This is a genomic window from Brachybacterium sp. GCM10030252 (assembly GCF_042666535.1).
GTDB lineage: Bacteria > Actinomycetota > Actinomycetes > Actinomycetales > Dermabacteraceae > Brachybacterium.
Map to the genome: position 1 here is coordinate 40,748 of NZ_JBHTDM010000010.1, position 16,228 is coordinate 56,975.

Consider the following 16,228-nt stretch of genomic DNA (forward strand, 5'->3'; position numbering starts at 1 on the left):
CGAGCGCCCGGCGCCCGCGCGCCGCTCAGCTCTCGCGGTGGCTGCGGTAGTACCGGATCAGCGAGGCCGTCGAGGAGTCCTCGCTCCCGATCGCCGCGTCGTCCCCCGCCACGGCCGCGCCGAGGTCCTTGGCGAGCTGCTTGCCGAGCTCCACGCCCCACTGGTCGAAGGAGTTGATGCCCCACACGACGCCCTGGACGAAAGTGATGTGCTCGTACAGGGCGATCAGCTGGCCCAGCACGGACGGCGTGAGCTTCGGCGCCATGATCGACGTGGTGGGACGGTCGCCGGAGAACTCCCGGGCGGCCACCAGCGGTCCCTCGGTGCCCTCGGCCCGTACCTCCTCGGCGCTCTTGCCGAAGGCCAGCGCCTTGGTCTGGGCGAAGAAGTTGGCCAGGAACAGCTCGTGGACGTCCTGGTCGCCGTCGGCCAGCGCGTGGTTGGGCGTGGCGAAGGCGATGAAATCGGCCGGGACGATGCGGGTTCCCTGATGGATCAGCTGGTAGAAGGCGTGCTGACCGTTGGTGCCGGGCTCGCCCCAGAACACCTCGCCGGTCTCCGTGGCCGCGGTCGAGCCGTCCCAGCGCACGGACTTGCCGTTGGATTCCATGGTCAGCTGCTGGAGGTAGGCCGGGAAGCGGTGCAGGTACTGGGAGTAGGGGAGGACCGCATGGGTCTCCGCCTCCAGGAAGTTCACGTTCCACACGTTGATCAGGCCCATCAGCAGCGGCACGTTCGCCTCGGCCGGCGCGGTGCGGAAGTGCTCGTCCATCGCGTGGAAGCCGGACAGCAGCTCCTCGAACACCTCCGGGCCGAGCACGACGGCCAGCACCGTCCCGATCGCGGAGTCCACGGAGTAGCGGCCCCCCACCCAGTCCCAGAAGCCGAAGGCGTTGTCAGGATCGATCCCGAAGGCCTCGACCTTGTCCAGCGCGGTGGAGACGGCCACGAAGTGCTTGGCCACGGCCTCCTTCTCCTGCTCGGGCGTGAGCGCGGCGTTCTCCCGCAGGCCCGACAGCAGCCACTGACGAACCAGGCGCGCGTTGGTGAGGGTCTCCAGGGTGGTGAAGGTCTTCGACGCGACGATCACCAGGGTGGTCTCGGGATCGAGGTCCTCGGTGGTGGCGTAGGCGTCGGTCGGGTCGATGTTGGAGATGAAGCGGGCCTCGAGGCCGTCCTGCGCCAGGGGACGCAGCGCTTCGTAGACCATGACCGGGCCCAGATCGCTGCCTCCGATGCCGATGTTGACCACGGTCCGGATCGGCTTGCCGGTCACGCCGGTCCACTGGCCGGAGCGGACCGCGTTCGCGAAGTCGTAGACCCGGCGCAGGGTGGCCTGGACGTCCCGATCGATCTCCTGGCCGTCCACGACCAGGGCGTCCGGGGTGCCGACGGGCCGGCGCAGCGCGGTGTGCAGCACGGCGCGGTCCTCGGTGGTGTTGATGTGCTCGCCGGCGAACATCGCGTCACGGCGCTGCTCGACGCCGACCTCACGGGCCAGCTGCTGGAGCAGTTCCATGGTCTCGGGGGTGATCAGATTCTTGGACAGGTCCACGTGGAGGTCGGCGGCCTCGAGGCTGAAGCGCTCCGCGCGGTCGGGATCGGCGTCGAACCATTCGCGCAGGGAGCCGGTCAGCTCGAGGTCGTGCGCCTCGAGAGCCTCCCAGGCGGCGGTGGAAGTCGGGTCGACGGGGGCGGACGAAGCGGCGTTCGAAGCAGTCATACCGCCATTGAACACCGTCAGCCGGGATCGCCGACACCCCGCGGGAATCGCGTCGAGCGCCCCTGTGCGCATGTGTGCTGTGCGCGCCCTGCCGCGCTCGACTCCGGGCGGACCGCCGCGCTGGACATCTGCGGGGCGGGCGCCGTGCGACAGGGCGAGGTGTCGCGGACGAGACCGAAGCGTTACCGACAGGTGGACTGTCGTTGACAGCCGAGGGTGCACACTGGCTTAAGCGTCGTGTGTGACGAAGCACGATGACCACAACCCGAGTCATCTCCGAGGAGACCCCCATGGCCTTTTCCCGACGATCCCTCATGTTCGGTACCGCAGTCACCGGCGCTGCCGCGGCCCTCGCCGCCTGCTCCGGTGGGGGAGCCGGTGACGGTTCCGGCGACGGCGGAGGATCCGGCGAGCCCGTCCTGGCCAATGGCACCGAGCCCCAGAACCCGCTGATCCCCACCAGCACCAACGAGGTCGGTGGTGGCCGCGTGGTCACGTCGATCTTCTCCGGGCTCGTGTACTACACGGCCGAGGGCAAGGTCGAGAACGAGATGGCCGAGTCCATCGAGTCCGAGGACAACCAGACCTGGACCATCACGCTGAAGGCCGACCAGAAGTTCTCCGACGGCACGCCGCTGACCGCGAAGAACTATGTGGACGCCTGGAACTTCGGGGCGAACGCCACCAACGCTCAGCTGAGCAACTCGTTCTTCGAGCCCATCGAGGGGTACGACGAGGTCTCGGCCGACGACGCCACCGAGGACATGACGATGTCCGGCCTCGAAGTCGTCGACGACACCACGTTCACGGTCAAGCTTGTCTCGCCCCAGTCGGACTTCCCGAGCCGCCTGGGCTACACCGCGTACTCCCCGCTGCCGGAATCCGCCTTCGAGGACATGGAGGCCTTCGGCGAGAAGCCCGTCGGCAACGGGCCCTACATGGTCGACACCTGGACCCACGACTCCGAGATCGTGCTGGTCCCGAACCCCGAGTACGCCGGCGCCCGCCCGGCCCAGAACGCCGGCGTCACCTTCGTGATCTACGCGGACAACGACACGATGTACAACGACCTTCAGTCGGGCGCCGTGGACGTCACCGACCAGATCCCGGACTCCGCGCTGGAGTCCTTCGAGGATGAGCTCGGCGACCGCGCGGTGAACGCCCCCGGAGCGGTGTTCCAGTCGTTCACGATCCCCAATTACGACCCCCAGTTCCAGGGCGAGGTCGGCAAGCTGCGCCGCAAGGCGATCTCCTACGCCATCGACCGTGACTCGATCTGCGAGAACCTGTTCTTCGGCACCCGCACCCCGGCGACCGACTTCGTGGCCCCGGTGATCGACGGCGGCGGCCAGACCGATATCCCCGGCGCCGAGGTCCTCACCTTCGACGAGGCGCAGGCTCAGGAGCTGTGGGCCCAGGCGGAGGAGATGGAGCCCTTCGAAGGCCCCTTCACCCTGTCCTACAACGCCGACGGCCCGCACCAGAGCTGGGTCGAGGCAGTCTGCAACTCGATCTCCAACGTGCTGGGCATCGAGGCGTCCGGGCAGCCGTTCCCGGCCTTCGGCGAGTTCCGCGAGCAGATCACCAACCGCGAGCTCGAGGGATCGTTCCGGTCCGGCTGGCAGGCCGACTACCCGTCGGTCTATAACTTCCTCGGCCCGCTGTACTCGTCCGCCGCAGCCGATGGCGGCGGCAGCAACGACGGCGACTACAAGAACCCCGAGTTCGACGCCCTGCTCGAGGAGGGCCTGGCCGCTCCCGACCAGGATGCCGCGCTGGAGAAGTACAAGGAGGCCCAGGCGATCCTCCTCGAGGACCTGCCGGTGATCCCCCTGTGGTACCAGAACACCTTCGGCGGCTACTCGGACCTGGTCTCGAACGTGGAGTACGGATGGGACACGGTGCCGCTGTACTACGAGATCACCAAGTGATCCTCTGTGACGGATCAGACGTCGTTGCGGTCTGAACCGAACTGATCCGTCACACCCGTCAGCGGGGATCGGGCCGAGCCCGGTTCCCGCTGTCGTGCGCCCGGTACCCTTCGTCCCGGGCTGCCCGCCGGGGCCTGTGCCCCGAATCCGACGTCGAAAGCGAACAACGTGATCTGGTACATCGTGCGGCGATTGCTGCAGATGATCCCCGTGTTCCTCGGTGCCACCCTCATCGTCTATCTGATGGCCTTCGCCTCCGCCGGCGATCCCATCGCGACGATCGCCGGGGACAAACCCATCTCCGCGGCCATCGAGGACCAGCTGAGGCAGCAGTACAACCTCGACAAGCCGGTCCTGATCCAGTGGCTGATCTACCTGGGGAACCTGGTCCAAGGCGACTTCGGCGTCGGCTTCAACGGCCGGCCCATCGCGGATCAGATCGCCGCGGCGTTCCCGGTCACGTTCCGGCTCGCGATCATGGCGGTGGTCATCGAGGCAGTCTTCGGTGTGATCGCCGGCGTGATCTCCGGGCTGAAGAAGGGCACGCTGATCGACACCACGCTGCTGATGGTGTCCCTGCTGCTGATCGCGGTGCCGACCTTCGTCATCGGCTTCGTCGCCCAGTTCGTGCTCGGCGTCCAGCTGGGCGTGGTGCCCGTCAATGTCGGCCGCGACCCGTCCTTCGTGAACCTGCTGGTCCCGGCCACCGTGCTGGGAGCCGTCTCCTTCGCCTACGTGCTGCGCCTGACCCGCACCTCGGTCGCCGAGGTCGCCACGGCCGACCACGTCCGCACCGCGACCGCGAAGGGCCTCTCCCGCGGCGGCGTGATCACCAAGCACATCCTGCGCAACTCGCTCATCCCCGTCGTCACCTTCATCGGTGCCGATCTGGGCGCCCTCATGGGCGGCGCCATCGTCACCGAGCGCATCTTCAACATCAGCGGCATCGGCTCGCTGCTCTTCCGGGCCATCAACGACGGTGAGAGCCCGCTGATCGTCTCGATCGTGACGCTGCTGGTGATCATCTTCCTGCTCGCCAACCTCATCGTGGACCTGCTCTACGCCGTGCTCGACCCGAGGATCCGTTATGCCCAGTGAAGCCCGCGCCATCCGCCCCTCGGCGGAGCACTACGTCGCGCCGCTCGAGGAGACCCCGCTGCAGGCCGTCGACGCCGTCGACACCACCGCGACACCGCGTTCGATGTGGGGCGAGGCCCTGCACAGCCTGATCCGCAACCCGGTCTTCATCATCTCCGCGATCATGATCCTGGGACTGCTGTTCATCGCCGCGTTCCCCGGCGTGTTCACGGATCAGGACCCGACCTACGGCGACCTCTCGCAAGCGCGGGAGGAACCCAGCGGCGAACATCCCTTCGGCACCACGATCCAGGGCTACGACGTGCTCGCACGCACGCTCTACGGGGCCCGCGCCTCGGTGACGGTCGGCTTCTTCACGATGATCCTCTCGACGCTGATCGGCAGCGTGCTGGGCTCGATCGCGGGCTTCGTCGGCGGCATCTTCGACGCGATCCTCTCCCGCGTCACCGACATCTTCTTCGCGGTCCCCCTGATCCTCGGCGCCATCGTGATCGGCAACCGCTTCGACAACATCAACGTGTGGATCGTGGTCCTCGTGCTCGGCATCTTCGGGTGGACCAACATCGCCCGCATCATGCGCGGCTCCGTCATCTCGGTGAAGAACCAGGACTTCGTGACGGCCTCGACGGCACTCGGCGCCTCACGCACGTCGATCCTGCTGAAGCATGTGATCCCCAACGCGATCGCCCCGGTGATCGTCACGGCCACCGTGAACCTCGGCGTGTACATCGTGGCCGAGGCGACCCTGACGTTCCTCGGGGTCGGGCTGCCGCCCTCGGCAGTGTCCTGGGGCGGGGACATCTCCACCGCGCGGGACGCTCTGCGCTCCCAGCCGATGATGCTGTTCTACCCCTCGTTGGCGCTGGCCATCACCGTTCTGAGCTTCATCATGCTCGGTGACGCCGTGCGCGACGCCCTCGACCCGAAGGCGAAGAAGCGATGACCACCACCTCTCCGCAGTCCCAGCCCTTCTCCCAGCCGGAGAATCCGGGAGGGAAGCCGGCCGAGCCCCTGCTCGAGCTCTCCGATCTCGAGATCACGTTCACGACCTCCTCGGGTCCCGTGCAGGGCGTCCGGGCCGCGAATCTCGAGGTCTATCCCGGCGAGACCGTCGCGATCGTGGGCGAGTCCGGATCGGGCAAGTCCACCACCGCGATGAGCATCGCCCGGCTGCTGCCCGAGAACGGTTCGGTCACCGCCGGCTCGATCCGCTTCGCCGGACGGGACATCACCGATGTGCCCATGCGCGAGATCCTCGCCCTGCGCGGCAGCGAGATCGGACTGGTCCCGCAGGATCCGATGAGCAACCTCAACCCCATGTGGAAGGTCGGCTCCCAGATCCAGGAGGCTCTGACCGCGAACAACGTGGTCAAGGGCTCCGCCGCGCACGAGCGGACCATCGAGCTGCTGAAGGAGGCCGGCCTTCCCGATGCGGAGCGCCGCGCCAACCAGTACCCGCACGAGTTCTCGGGCGGCATGAAGCAGCGTGCGCTGATCGCGATGGGCCTGGCCGCGCGCCCGAAGCTGCTCATCGCCGACGAACCCACCAGTGCCCTGGACGTCACCGTCCAGCAGCAGATTCTCGACCATCTCGACTCGCTGACCAAGGAGCTCGGGGTCGCGGTGCTGCTGATCACCCATGACCTCGGCCTCGCCGCCGAGCGCGCCCAGAACCTGGTGGTCATGTACAAGGGCCGCGTCGTCGAGGCCGGCCCGGCGCTGGAGATCCTGCAGAAGCCGCAGCATCCCTACACCAAGCGGCTCATCGCGGCCGCGCCGTCGCTGGCCTCGCGCCGACTGGTCTCCGTCAGCGAGCGCGAGCGCACCTCCGCCGAAGCCCGGCGCCATGCGGCCGAACGGGACGACGCTCCGGGTCAGGGCTCCGCCGACGAGGCGGTGATCCAGGTCGAGCACCTGACCAAGGACTTCCCGATCCGTGGGGCCGTGCCGTGGAGATCCACGCCGTTCCGCGCCGTCGACGACGTCTCCTTCGAGCTCCAGCGCGGCACCACCACGGCGATCGTGGGGGAGTCCGGCTCCGGCAAGTCGACCGTCGCGCAGATGGTCCTGCGGCTCCTGAAGCCCACCTCCGGCCGCGTGCTCTTCGAGGGCAAGGACGTCACGACGCACTCGCGCCGGGAGCTGAAGACGCTGCGCAGCAAGGTGCAGCCGATCTTCCAGAACCCCTACGGCACGCTGGATCCGATGTACTCGATCTATCGCACCATCGAGGAGCCGATGCGGCTGCACGGCATCGGCGACGCCAGGAGCAGGGAGGCCAGGGTGCGCGACCTGCTGGAGAAGGTCTCGCTGCCGGCCTCGATGATGCAGCGCTACCCCAACGAGCTCTCGGGCGGTCAGCGCCAGCGCATCGCGATCGCCCGCGCCCTCGCCCTGGACCCGGAGGTCGTCATCTGCGACGAGGCGGTCTCGGCGCTCGACGTGCTGGTCCAGGCCCAGGTGCTCGACCTGCTCAATGATCTGCAGGCCGAGCTGGGACTGTCCTATCTCTTCATCACCCATGACCTCGCGGTGGTCCGCCAGATCGCGGACCGCACGCTGGTCATGGAGAAGGGCGAGGTCGTCGAGCAGGGGACCACCGACGAGGTCTTCCACGATCCGCAGCAGGACTACACGAAGCGCCTGCTCGCGGCGATCCCCGGCCGGACCATCCCGCTCGCGGGGGCCGAGACGATCGACGTCGACGCGCCCGCGGAGACGACAGCGGACACGACCGCGCACGACGCGGGGGAGACCGCCGATCCGCGACCGGACGACGTGATCGATCCGTTCTCGCAGTCGGGCCACGTCTGACCCCATGGCGCCCGCGGGATCGCGTTCGCGGTCCCCGGGGGCGCCATGGCGTCGAAACTCTCACTCCCTCGCCCCTGGGACTCGGCGCCCAGGCCGGTAGGATCGCTATGGCCCTGGAGCGGGCCGCACCCTGTGCGGCCGGGCGCTGCTCGGTCCGTGACCCGTCCCGCGACCCGAAACGAGCCTTCACGCATGACTCCCCGCCTCCGCACAGACCTGCGAAACGTCGCCATCGTCGCCCACGTCGACCACGGCAAGACGACCCTCGTCGACGCCATGCTCACCCAGGGTGGCGCCTTCGGCGACCACGACACGCACGACGAGCGGGCCATGGACTCCGGTGAGCTGGAGCGCGAGAAGGGCATCACGATCCTCGCGAAGAACACCGCGATCCGCTACACCGGCCCCTCGGCCGCCGCGGCCGGCGAGCCCGACGGCATCACCATCAACGTCATCGACACCCCCGGCCACGCCGACTTCGGCGGCGAGGTCGAGCGCGGCCTGTCCATGGTCGACGGCGTCGTGCTGCTGGTGGACTCCTCCGAGGGCCCGCTGCCGCAGACCCGTTTCGTGCTGCGCAAGGCGCTCGCGGCGAAGCTGCCCGTGATCCTGGTGGTCAACAAGGTCGACCGTCCCGACGCCCGCATCGACGAGGTCGTGGGAGATTCCACCGACCTCCTGCTGGGCCTGGCCTCGGACCTCGCCGAGGAGATGGACGACATCGACCTCGACGCGGTCCTGGACGTGCCCGTCGTCTACGCCTCCGGCAAGGCCGGTCGCGCCTCGACCACCAAGCCCGCCGATGGCGAGCTGCCCGAGGACACCACCGTCGAGCCGCTGTTCAAGACGATCCTCGAGTCGATCCCCGCCCCCAGCTACGACGACGAGATGCCGCTGCAGGCGCACGTGACCAACCTCGACGCCTCCCCGTTCCTGGGCCGTCTCGCGCTGCTGCGCATCAAGAACGGCGAGCTGACCAAGGGCGCGCAGGTCGCCTGGTGCACCCGCGACCAGACCGTCAAGCAGGTCAAGATCACCGAGCTGCTGGAGACCAAGGGGCTCTCCCGCGAGCCCATGACGCGCACGGCCCGCCCGGGCGACATCGTGGCCGTCGCCGGCATCCCCGACATCATGATCGGTGAGACCCTCGCCGATCTCTCGGATCCGCGCCCGCTGCCGCTGATCACCATCGACGATCCGGCGATCTCGATGACCATCGGCATCAACACGTCCCCGCTGGCCGGCAAGAACGGCAAGGGGCACAAGCTCACCGCCCGCCAGGTCAAGGACCGCCTGGACTCGGAGCTGATCGGCAACGTGTCCCTCAAGGTGCTGCCCACCGAGCGCCCCGACGCCTGGGAGGTCCAGGGCCGCGGCGAGCTGGCCCTGGCGATCCTCGTCGAGCAGATGCGCCGCGAGGGCTTCGAGCTGACCGTGGGCAAGCCCAAGGTGCTGACCCGGGAGATCGACGGCAAGGTCCACGAGCCGGTCGAGCGCATGATCGTCGACGTGCCGGAGGAGTACCTGGGCACCGTCACGCAGCTGATGGCCTCCCGCAAGGGCCGCATGGAGACGATGTCCAACCACGGCTCCGGCTGGGTCCGCATGGAGTTCGTGGTGCCCTCCCGCGGCCTGATCGGCTTCCGCACCCGGTTCCTCACCGAGACCCGCGGCAACGGCATCGCCTCCTCCTTCGCCGAGGGCTTCGAGCCGTGGATGGGGCCGATCGAGTTCCGGGCCACCGGTTCCCTGGTCGCCGACCGCCCCGGCACGGTCACGCCGTTCGCGATGATCAACCTCCAGGAGCGCGGTTCCTTCTTCGTCGAGCCGACCAGCGAGGTCTACGCCGGTCAGGTCGTCGGCGAGAACTCCCGCAACGAGGACATGGACGTGAACATCACCAAGGAGAAGAAGCTGACGAACATGCGTGCAGCCTCCTCCGACTCCTTCGAGAACCTGATCCCGCCGCGCCGGCTGACGCTCGAGGAGTCCCTCGAGTTCGCCGGCGAGGACGAGTGCGTCGAGGTCACCCCGGAGATCGTGCGCATCCGCAAGGTCATCCTCGACGCCAACGAGCGCTCGCGGGCGAGGGCGAAGGCCAAGGCCGGGCGGTGATGCGGTGACGGCGCCGCAGCGCGGGCCGGGGGTCACGGTCGACACGAACTCCCTCGCCGCCCGCCTCACGCAGGCGACGATGGCGATCGTGCTGGCCGTCATCTCCGTGCTGCTGATGGTGACCACCCATCGCGTGCGCCTCGAGATCGGCGGCGTCGACTGGCCGGCCGGCCTGCTCTTCGGCGGCGCATTCCAGGTCGTGGCCTGCGTGTTCCTCTACGCGGCGACCGGATCCCGGCTGCCGGTGGTGGTGCTCGGCTGCCTGTGGGGACTGCTCGCCTCCCCGTTCCTCGGCCGCGGAGCGGGCGGTGGGGTGCTGATGCCCGCGGTGATCAGCGAGCAGACGCAGTACTCGGGATGGATCGTGCAGGGCCTCGGCGTGGCGATCCCGTTCGCCGTGGCGCTGGTGGTCACGCTGCGGCGGCGGCTGTCCGCGCGCTGATCGGGGACAATGATCACCATGAGCTCCGCGCGTCGCCCCGATTGGGCGACCCTTCCCAATGCCGTGACTCTGGTGCGCCTGGTGCTGCTGGTGCCGGTCTGCGTGCTGCTGGCGGGAGGGCCGGACACGGTCGCTGTCGTCCTGCTGCTGCTGTGGGCCTCGACGGACTGGGTCGACGGCGTGCTGGCCCGTGCGCTGAACCAGACCAGCCGCACCGGGGAGATCATCGATCCGATCGCTGATCGGCTGGGGCTCGCGGCGATCGTCCTGACCCTCACCCTCACGGGGCTGCTGCCCTGGCTGGCGCTGGTGGTGATCGTGGTCTCGGACGTCGCGGTCGCCCTGCTGGCGAGCCGGGCGGCCCTCGGTCGCCGGATCTCGGTCTCCGCACTCGGGAAGGTCCGCACGTTCGTGCTGATGGCCGCGGTGCTGCTGCTGGCCGCGGCGGCCGCCTGGGTGCCCGGTCTGCTCCCCGCGGTCCAGGCACTGCTGTGGGCCGGCGTGGCGATGCACGTGGTCGCCAGCGCGGACTATGTCCTCAGGGCGCGTCGGGCGCCGCGCGCCGCACCGGCGGGGGAGGGACCTCCTTCGCCGCGATGACCAGCCGTCGCGGGATCCGCACCTGGCCGCGCTTGGTCATCACCCGCACCTCCGCGTCGTCCGTCGTCAGGACGGTGCCCAGCGCGTCGGTCATCGATTCCCCGTGGGGCGAGGACTCGCGGTCGATCGCGTAGCGCAGCACCACGCGCCTGCCCGTCAGCAGGAAGGGCGCCCAGCCGGCACGCACCCGGTGTCCGTCGCGGATCGTCATCATGCAGTGCTCCTCGTTCGAGCGGTGGTTCGTTCCCCGGCGGTCCCGCTCAGCGCGCTGCCCGGGGCGTCCGGCCGACATCGTCTCAGGATGCCCGGCAGACATCGTGCCAGCACCTCGGCCGGAGACCGTGGCGAGGGTATCGCCGCCGGCCGTGTTCGTCGCGTCACGTCCGGCCCGCAGACTCTCGGTCGGCGGGCCGGTCCCGGCGCGGAATGAGATGATGGGGTCCGTCGCCGAGAGAAGGATGCTGCTCATGACCTATGTCATCGCGCTGCCGTGCGTGGACGTCAAGGACCGCGCGTGTGTGGACGAATGCCCGGTGGACTGCATCTACGAGGGCAACCGGATGCTCTACATCCAGCCCGACGAATGCGTGGACTGCGGAGCCTGCGAACCCGTGTGCCCGGTCGAGGCGATCTTCTACGAGGACGACACCCCGGACCAGTGGGCCGAGTACTACAACGCCAACGTCGACTTCTTCGACGACCTCGGTGCGCCGGGCGGCGCCGCCAAGATGGGCGTGATCGACAAGGACCACCCCCTCATCGAAGCCCTGCCCCCGCAGCCGAACCCGCTGGGCTGATCCGTGGCCGTCTCCGACCCGCAGGCCACCACCCGTCGCGGACTCGCCGGCCGCCTGCCCGCGTTCCCCTGGGACGCGCTGGCCACGGCCAAGAAGCGCGCCGCCGGTCACCCCGGGGGGATCGTCGACCTCTCCGTGGGAACCCCGGTGGATGCGACGCCGGCCTCGGTGCAGCAGGCCCTGATCGAGGCCGCGAACCGCCCCGGCTACCCCACGACCGTCGGCACCCCCGCCCTGCGCGAGGCCCTGGTGGACTTCGTGGGCCGCCACCGCGCGGCCCCCGCCCACCTCGGCACGGACGGCGTGCTGCCGACCGTCGGCTCCAAGGAGCTGGTCGCGCACCTGCCCTTCCAGCTCGGGCTCGGCCCGGAGGACGCCGTGGCGTTCCCGCACATCGCCTACCCCACCTACGACATGGGCGCCCGGTTCATCGGCGCCGAGTCGATCGCCGTGGACATGGCGGCCCTGGCAGCGCACGGGGACGCGGCGCTGCCCGATCCGTCGGCCGCCTCCCGCATCCGCCTGCTGTGGCTGAACTCCCCGTCGAACCCGACCGGGGACGTGCTCGATGCCGCGCAGATGGCGGCGATCGTGGCGTGGGCGCGCGAGCGCGGGATCATCGTCGCCTCCGACGAGTGCTATGCCCTGCTGCCGTGGACGGTGGACGAGGTGCCCTCCGTGCTGGACCCGCGCGTCAGCGGCGGCGTCCTGGACGGCGTGCTCTGCGTGTACTCGCTGTCCAAGCAGTCCAACCTCGCCGGGTACCGCGCAGCCTTCGTCGCCGGCGACCCGCAGCTGGTCGGAGAGCTGGTGGCCGTGCGCAAGCAGGCCGGCATGATGCTCCCCGGGCCGATGCAGGACGCCATGACCGTCGCCCTCGGCGACGACGCGGCCGCCGCCGCCCAGCGTGAGATCTACCGCGGCCGCCGCGACGTCCTGGAGCCGGCCCTGCGCGCCGCCGGGGGAGAGATCCGCGGCTCGCAGGCGGGACTGTACCTGTGGACGACCTTCGCCGAGCCGGCGATGAGCACCGTCGACCGGCTCGCGGACGCCGGTGTCCTGGTCGCTCCGGGGATGTTCTATGGTGAGGGGGGCGATGTCTTCGTCCGTGTCGCTCTGACCGCGACCGACGAGCGGATCACCACCGCCGCCAGGCGCCTCGAGCGCCTCTGATACCTGCGCCGCCGGCGCCACCCACAGGTCCCACCACGCACAACGGAGAGCCCATGGATCACGAGACGTCCTCTGCCCAGCTCACGCTCGGGGACAAGTCCCTCGACCTCCCCCTCGTCCCCGCCGTCGAGGGGAACTCCGGCATCGGGATCGGGCCGCTGCGCAAGGAGACCGGAGAGGTCACCTACGACCCCGGTTTCATGAACACCGCCAACGCCAAGTCCGCGATCACCTACATCGACGGCGACGAGGGCATCCTCCGCTACCGCGGATACCCCATCGAGCAGCTCGCGGAGAAGTCCTCCTTCCTGGAGGTCTCCTACCTGCTGATCCACGGGGAGCTGCCCACCAAGGGCCAACTGGAGAATTTCGAGGCCCAGGTGGAGCGGCGCACCCTGCTCGACGAGCGCTTCAAGCGCATGTTCGACGGGTACCCGCGCGACGCCCATCCCATGGCCGTGCTGCAGGCGGGCGTCTCGGGGCTGTCGACCTTCTACCAGGACTCCCTGGACCCCTTCAACGAGGAGCAGACCCGACTGTCCACCGTGCGCCTGCTGGCGAAGGTGCCGACGATGGCGGCCTACGCGCATCGCATCGCCCAGGGCCACGCGCTGCTGTACCCGGACAACCGGCTCTCGCTGATCGAGAACTTCCTGCGGCTGACCTTCGGCTTCCCGGTCGAGGACTACATCGCCGACCCCGTCGTGGTGCGCGCGATGGAGCAGCTGCTGATCCTGCACGCGGACCACGAGCAGAACTGCTCGACCTCCGCGGTGCGCCTGGTCGGCTCCGCGCAGGCGAACCTGTTCACCTCGATCTCCGCCGGCATCGGCGCGCTCTCGGGCCCCGCCCACGGCGGCGCCAACGCGGCCGTGATGGAGATGCTCGACGAGATCCAGGAGCGTGACCTGGATCCGCGCGAGTTCATGGAGAAGGTGAAGAACAAGGAGGACGGCATCCGGCTGATGGGCTTCGGCCACCGGGTGTACAAGAACTACGATCCTCGCGCCCGCTTCGTCAAGAAGATCGCCGACGACGTGCTCGAGACGCTCGGCGTCCACGACGAGCGTCTGGAACTGGCGATGAAGCTCGAGGAGATCGCGCTGAACGACGACTACTTCGTCGAGCGCAGGCTCTACCCCAACGTCGACTTCTACACCGGCATCATCTACAAGGCGATCGGGTTCCCGACGCACATGTTCACGGTGCTGTTCGCGATCGGCCGCCTGCCGGGCTGGATCGCGCAGTGGCAGGAGATGATCCACGACCCGGAGACGAAGATCGGCCGTCCCCGCCAGATCTACACCGGTCACGCCGAGCGCGAGTACGTGCCGATGGAGTCCCGCACGGGCACCACGGAGCTGCGCCTGGAGCAGCTCGCCTCGGAGCTCGAGGAGGAGCGGCGCGCCCAGCAGGAGAAGCTCGCCCAGGAGCGCCGCCTGGACCACTGAGACCGAACCGCTCCCGCCGGGGACAGCACGACACCGCAGACCCGCCGCAGCGCATCGACGATGCGCCGCGGCGGGTCGTTCGCGTCGGGCGGGCCGGTGGCGCCGCGGTCAGGTACCGCTGACCAGCACCACGACGCGGTCGGGGTCGCCGCCGGCAGCCTCGCCCCAGACCGCGGCGTCATCCCCGCGCAGGCTGCGGTCCCATATCCGGCCCTGGTAGGAGACCTGCACGACGCCGTCCTCCGCGGCGCGGGCCACGGCCCAGTTGGCCACCGCCCAGCCCCGCCCCTCGTCCCCGCCGGGGTCGACCACCAGCGCGGTCGCTCCGGCGCCGGCGGGCAGCTGCGGGGCCACCGATCCCGCGCCGGCGAGGGATGAGGTCAGCGCTCCGGAGTCCGTCAGCCGCGGGAACTGGCGCTCCAGCTGCGCGCTGACCTGCTCGGGGGAGACGGTGCTGCCGACGGCGCCCAGTGTGCAGACGAGGTTCGGGCCCGACTGGCCGGTCAGCGCGGAGGCGTACAGGCGGCCCTCGGTCTCATGATCGCGGTACGCCTCGGGGTGACCGCTGCGCTGGACCCGCTGGGCGACGTCGTTGATGTCGGCGCTGGTGTATCCCTCGATCTGCTCGAGCGCGTCGTAGAAGGCGTTGGTCGCATAGAGCGGATCCAGGAGCTCCTCCTCGCTGCCCCAGCCCTGTGAGGGCCGCTGCTGGAACAGCCCGAGCGAGTCACGGTCGCCGTAGTCGATGTTGCGCAGCTGCGACTCCTGGTAGGCGGTCGCCAGCGCGATCGACGCCGCCCGCGGCGGGAGGCCCCGGTCCACCGCTACCGCGCTGATGAGGGCGGCATTGGCCACGCGCTCGGTGGAGTAGCGGTGGCTGGTGCCCAGGCCGGTGGCCGTGCAGGTGCCGTCGTGCGCGGGTGAGCCGTAGCGCTCGAGGGCGAGGTAGGAGCCTCCGGCGATCCCGGCCAGCAGCAGCACCATGGTCAGCGGGATCGCCAGGTGCCGGACGAAGCCCCCGCGGGAGCGGGCGGTGCGTGCCACCTGATGCCCCCTTCGACCGTCAGTTCGCGTGCAGGGCGGCGTTGAGCTCGACGGTCTGACCCTGACGGGCGACGGCCTCGACCGCACCGGTCAGGGAGTTGCGGCGGAAGAGCAGGTTGGCCGTGCCCGAGAGCTCTCGGGCCTTGACCACGTGCTGCTCGCCCTCGGCGCCCCCGTCGGCCGCCTTCTCGCCGACCACGATCACCTTGGTGCCGGCGGTGAGGTAGAGACCCGCCTCGACCACGCAGTCGTCGCCGAGGGCGATGCCGATGCCGGCCTCCGCACCCACCAGCGAGCGACGGCCGATGCGCACGCGCTCGGAGCCGCCGCCGGAGAGGGTGCCCATGGTCGAGGCGCCGCCGCCGACGTCCGAGCCGTCCCCGACCACCACGCCCTGCGAGATGCGGCCCTCGATCATCGAGGTGCCCAGCGTGCCGGCGTTGAAGTTCACGAAGCCCTCGTGCATGACGGTGGTGCCCTCGGCCAGGTGCGCGCCCAGCCGCACCCGGTCCGCGTCCCCGATGCGCACGCCCGTGGGAAGGACGTAGTCGACCATGCGGGGGAACTTGTCGAGGGTGAACACGGTCGGAGTGCGACCGGCGGCGACGAGCCGCAGCCTGGTCTCCTCGAAGCCGGGAACGGCGCAGGGGCCCTCGGACGTCCACACCACGTTGGTCAGCGCCGAGAACAGGCCCTCGAGGTTCTGGGCGTTGGGCTGGACCAGGCGGTGGGAGAGCAGGTGCAGGCGCAGGTACGCATCGGCGGGGTCGGCCGGCGCGGCGGTCAGGTCGATGCTGCGCACCACGACCTCCTGCGTCGTGCCCCGTACCTCGTCGGCGTGGGCGGCGGCGCCGAGCTGGGCGTACAGGGGGTGGGATTCGGGTGCCTCCGGGGCGTCGCCGAGCTGGGGGGAGGGGTACCAGGCGTCCAGCGTGGACCCGTCGGCGGCGATCGTGGCGAGCGCGATGCCCCAGGCGTGGGTCGCGGCGGGAGCGGTGGTGTCCGTCGTCGTAGTCATGGGGAGAGTCTACGAATCCTGG

At 69.7% G+C, this 16,228-nt stretch carries 14 protein-coding genes; 10 read left to right on the forward strand and 4 right to left on the reverse strand.

The genetic code is table 11. From position 1 onward, the window contains the following. Positions 1-25 precede the first annotated feature (25 nt). Positions 26-1,723, reverse strand: a complete 1,698-nt coding sequence (gene pgi, locus ACFQRJ_RS10625; protein ID WP_377019042.1) for a glucose-6-phosphate isomerase — start codon at positions 1,721-1,723, stop codon at positions 26-28. A 290-nt stretch (positions 1,724-2,013) separates the two neighbouring features. On the opposite strand from pgi, the gene ACFQRJ_RS10630 reads away from it, so the two are divergent. The 7 genes from ACFQRJ_RS10630 to ACFQRJ_RS10660 all read left to right on the forward strand — a co-directional run bounded on the left by ACFQRJ_RS10630 (position 2,014) and on the right by ACFQRJ_RS10660 (position 10,723). After that, positions 2,014-3,654 (forward strand): ABC transporter substrate-binding protein, encoded by a 1,641-nt coding sequence (locus ACFQRJ_RS10630; protein ID WP_377019269.1) that lies wholly within the window; start codon positions 2,014-2,016, stop codon positions 3,652-3,654. Between the two features lie 168 nt (positions 3,655-3,822). Next, complete coding sequence (locus ACFQRJ_RS10635) at positions 3,823-4,752, forward strand: ABC transporter permease (RefSeq protein WP_377019043.1); 930 nt, start codon at positions 3,823-3,825, stop codon at positions 4,750-4,752. After that, a complete protein-coding gene (locus ACFQRJ_RS10640) occupies positions 4,742-5,695 on the forward strand; it encodes an ABC transporter permease (protein ID WP_377019044.1) in 954 nt (317 codons plus the stop codon). The genes ACFQRJ_RS10635 and ACFQRJ_RS10640 overlap by 11 nt, the downstream gene beginning before the upstream one ends. After that, the gene (locus ACFQRJ_RS10645; RefSeq protein WP_377019045.1) at positions 5,692-7,566 is read left to right on the forward strand and encodes an ABC transporter ATP-binding protein; all 1,875 of its coding nucleotides are present in this window, start codon (positions 5,692-5,694) and stop codon (positions 7,564-7,566) included. Before ACFQRJ_RS10640 ends, ACFQRJ_RS10645 begins: the two co-directional genes overlap by 4 nt. A 192-nt stretch (positions 7,567-7,758) precedes the next feature. After that, the gene (gene typA / locus ACFQRJ_RS10650) at positions 7,759-9,681 is read left to right on the forward strand and encodes a translational GTPase TypA (RefSeq protein ID WP_377019046.1); all 1,923 of its coding nucleotides are present in this window, start codon (positions 7,759-7,761) and stop codon (positions 9,679-9,681) included. A gap of 4 nt (positions 9,682-9,685) precedes the next feature. Next, positions 9,686-10,123, forward strand: a complete 438-nt coding sequence (locus tag ACFQRJ_RS10655) for a hypothetical protein (protein ID WP_377019047.1) — start codon at positions 9,686-9,688, stop codon at positions 10,121-10,123. Positions 10,124-10,141: 18 nt separating this feature from the next. Next, positions 10,142-10,723: a CDP-alcohol phosphatidyltransferase family protein gene (locus ACFQRJ_RS10660; protein WP_377019048.1), complete on the forward strand. Its 582-nt coding sequence runs from the start codon at positions 10,142-10,144 to the stop codon at positions 10,721-10,723. Here ACFQRJ_RS10660 and ACFQRJ_RS10665 read toward each other — a convergent pair. Next, positions 10,662-11,192: a hypothetical protein gene (locus tag ACFQRJ_RS10665; RefSeq protein WP_377019049.1), complete on the reverse strand. Its 531-nt coding sequence runs from the start codon at positions 11,190-11,192 to the stop codon at positions 10,662-10,664. The genes ACFQRJ_RS10660 and ACFQRJ_RS10665 overlap by 62 nt on opposite strands. Between ACFQRJ_RS10665 and fdxA the strand changes: the two genes are divergently transcribed. Genes fdxA through ACFQRJ_RS10680 form a run of 3 tightly spaced genes read left to right on the forward strand, consistent with a single transcriptional unit; the run spans position 11,191 to position 14,144 of the window. Continuing rightward, the gene (fdxA, locus tag ACFQRJ_RS10670; RefSeq protein ID WP_377019050.1) at positions 11,191-11,520 is read left to right on the forward strand and encodes a ferredoxin; all 330 of its coding nucleotides are present in this window, start codon (positions 11,191-11,193) and stop codon (positions 11,518-11,520) included. The genes ACFQRJ_RS10665 and fdxA overlap by 2 nt on opposite strands. A gap of 3 nt (positions 11,521-11,523) precedes the next feature. Continuing rightward, positions 11,524-12,693, forward strand: a complete 1,170-nt coding sequence (dapC, locus tag ACFQRJ_RS10675) for a succinyldiaminopimelate transaminase (protein ID WP_377019051.1) — start codon at positions 11,524-11,526, stop codon at positions 12,691-12,693. A 53-nt stretch (positions 12,694-12,746) separates the two neighbouring features. Further along, a complete protein-coding gene (locus ACFQRJ_RS10680; RefSeq protein WP_377019052.1) occupies positions 12,747-14,144 on the forward strand; it encodes a citrate synthase in 1,398 nt (465 codons plus the stop codon). Between the two features lie 108 nt (positions 14,145-14,252). On the opposite strand, the gene ACFQRJ_RS10685 is transcribed toward ACFQRJ_RS10680, so the two are convergent. Continuing rightward, positions 14,253-15,128, reverse strand: a complete 876-nt coding sequence (locus ACFQRJ_RS10685) for a hypothetical protein (RefSeq protein ID WP_377019270.1) — start codon at positions 15,126-15,128, stop codon at positions 14,253-14,255. A gap of 79 nt (positions 15,129-15,207) precedes the next feature. Continuing rightward, the gene (gene dapD / locus ACFQRJ_RS10690) at positions 15,208-16,206 is read right to left on the reverse strand and encodes a 2,3,4,5-tetrahydropyridine-2,6-dicarboxylate N-succinyltransferase (RefSeq protein WP_377019053.1); all 999 of its coding nucleotides are present in this window, start codon (positions 16,204-16,206) and stop codon (positions 15,208-15,210) included. Positions 16,207-16,228: the final 22 nt, after the last annotated feature.

What these genes read in the sequence shown, in the direction of transcription:
- ACFQRJ_RS10640 (WP_377019044.1), top strand. Translation starts at nt 4,742, where the DNA reads ATGCCCAGTGAAGCCCGCGCCATCCGCCCCTCGGCGGAGCACTACGTC.
- ACFQRJ_RS10665 (WP_377019049.1), bottom strand. Translation starts at nt 11,192, where the DNA reads ATGAGCAGCATCCTTCTCTCGGCGACGGACCCCATCATCTCATTCCGC.
- pgi (WP_377019042.1), bottom strand. Translation starts at nt 1,723, where the DNA reads ATGACTGCTTCGAACGCCGCTTCGTCCGCCCCCGTCGACCCGACTTCC.
- ACFQRJ_RS10680 (WP_377019052.1), top strand. Translation starts at nt 12,747, where the DNA reads ATGGATCACGAGACGTCCTCTGCCCAGCTCACGCTCGGGGACAAGTCC.
- ACFQRJ_RS10630 (WP_377019269.1), top strand. Translation starts at nt 2,014, where the DNA reads ATGGCCTTTTCCCGACGATCCCTCATGTTCGGTACCGCAGTCACCGGC.
- typA (WP_377019046.1), top strand. Translation starts at nt 7,759, where the DNA reads ATGACTCCCCGCCTCCGCACAGACCTGCGAAACGTCGCCATCGTCGCC.
- ACFQRJ_RS10685 (WP_377019270.1), bottom strand. Translation starts at nt 15,128, where the DNA reads ATGGTGCTGCTGCTGGCCGGGATCGCCGGAGGCTCCTACCTCGCCCTC.
- fdxA (WP_377019050.1), top strand. Translation starts at nt 11,191, where the DNA reads ATGACCTATGTCATCGCGCTGCCGTGCGTGGACGTCAAGGACCGCGCG.
- ACFQRJ_RS10645 (WP_377019045.1), top strand. Translation starts at nt 5,692, where the DNA reads ATGACCACCACCTCTCCGCAGTCCCAGCCCTTCTCCCAGCCGGAGAAT.
- dapD (WP_377019053.1), bottom strand. Translation starts at nt 16,206, where the DNA reads ATGACTACGACGACGGACACCACCGCTCCCGCCGCGACCCACGCCTGG.
- ACFQRJ_RS10660 (WP_377019048.1), top strand. Translation starts at nt 10,142, where the DNA reads ATGAGCTCCGCGCGTCGCCCCGATTGGGCGACCCTTCCCAATGCCGTG.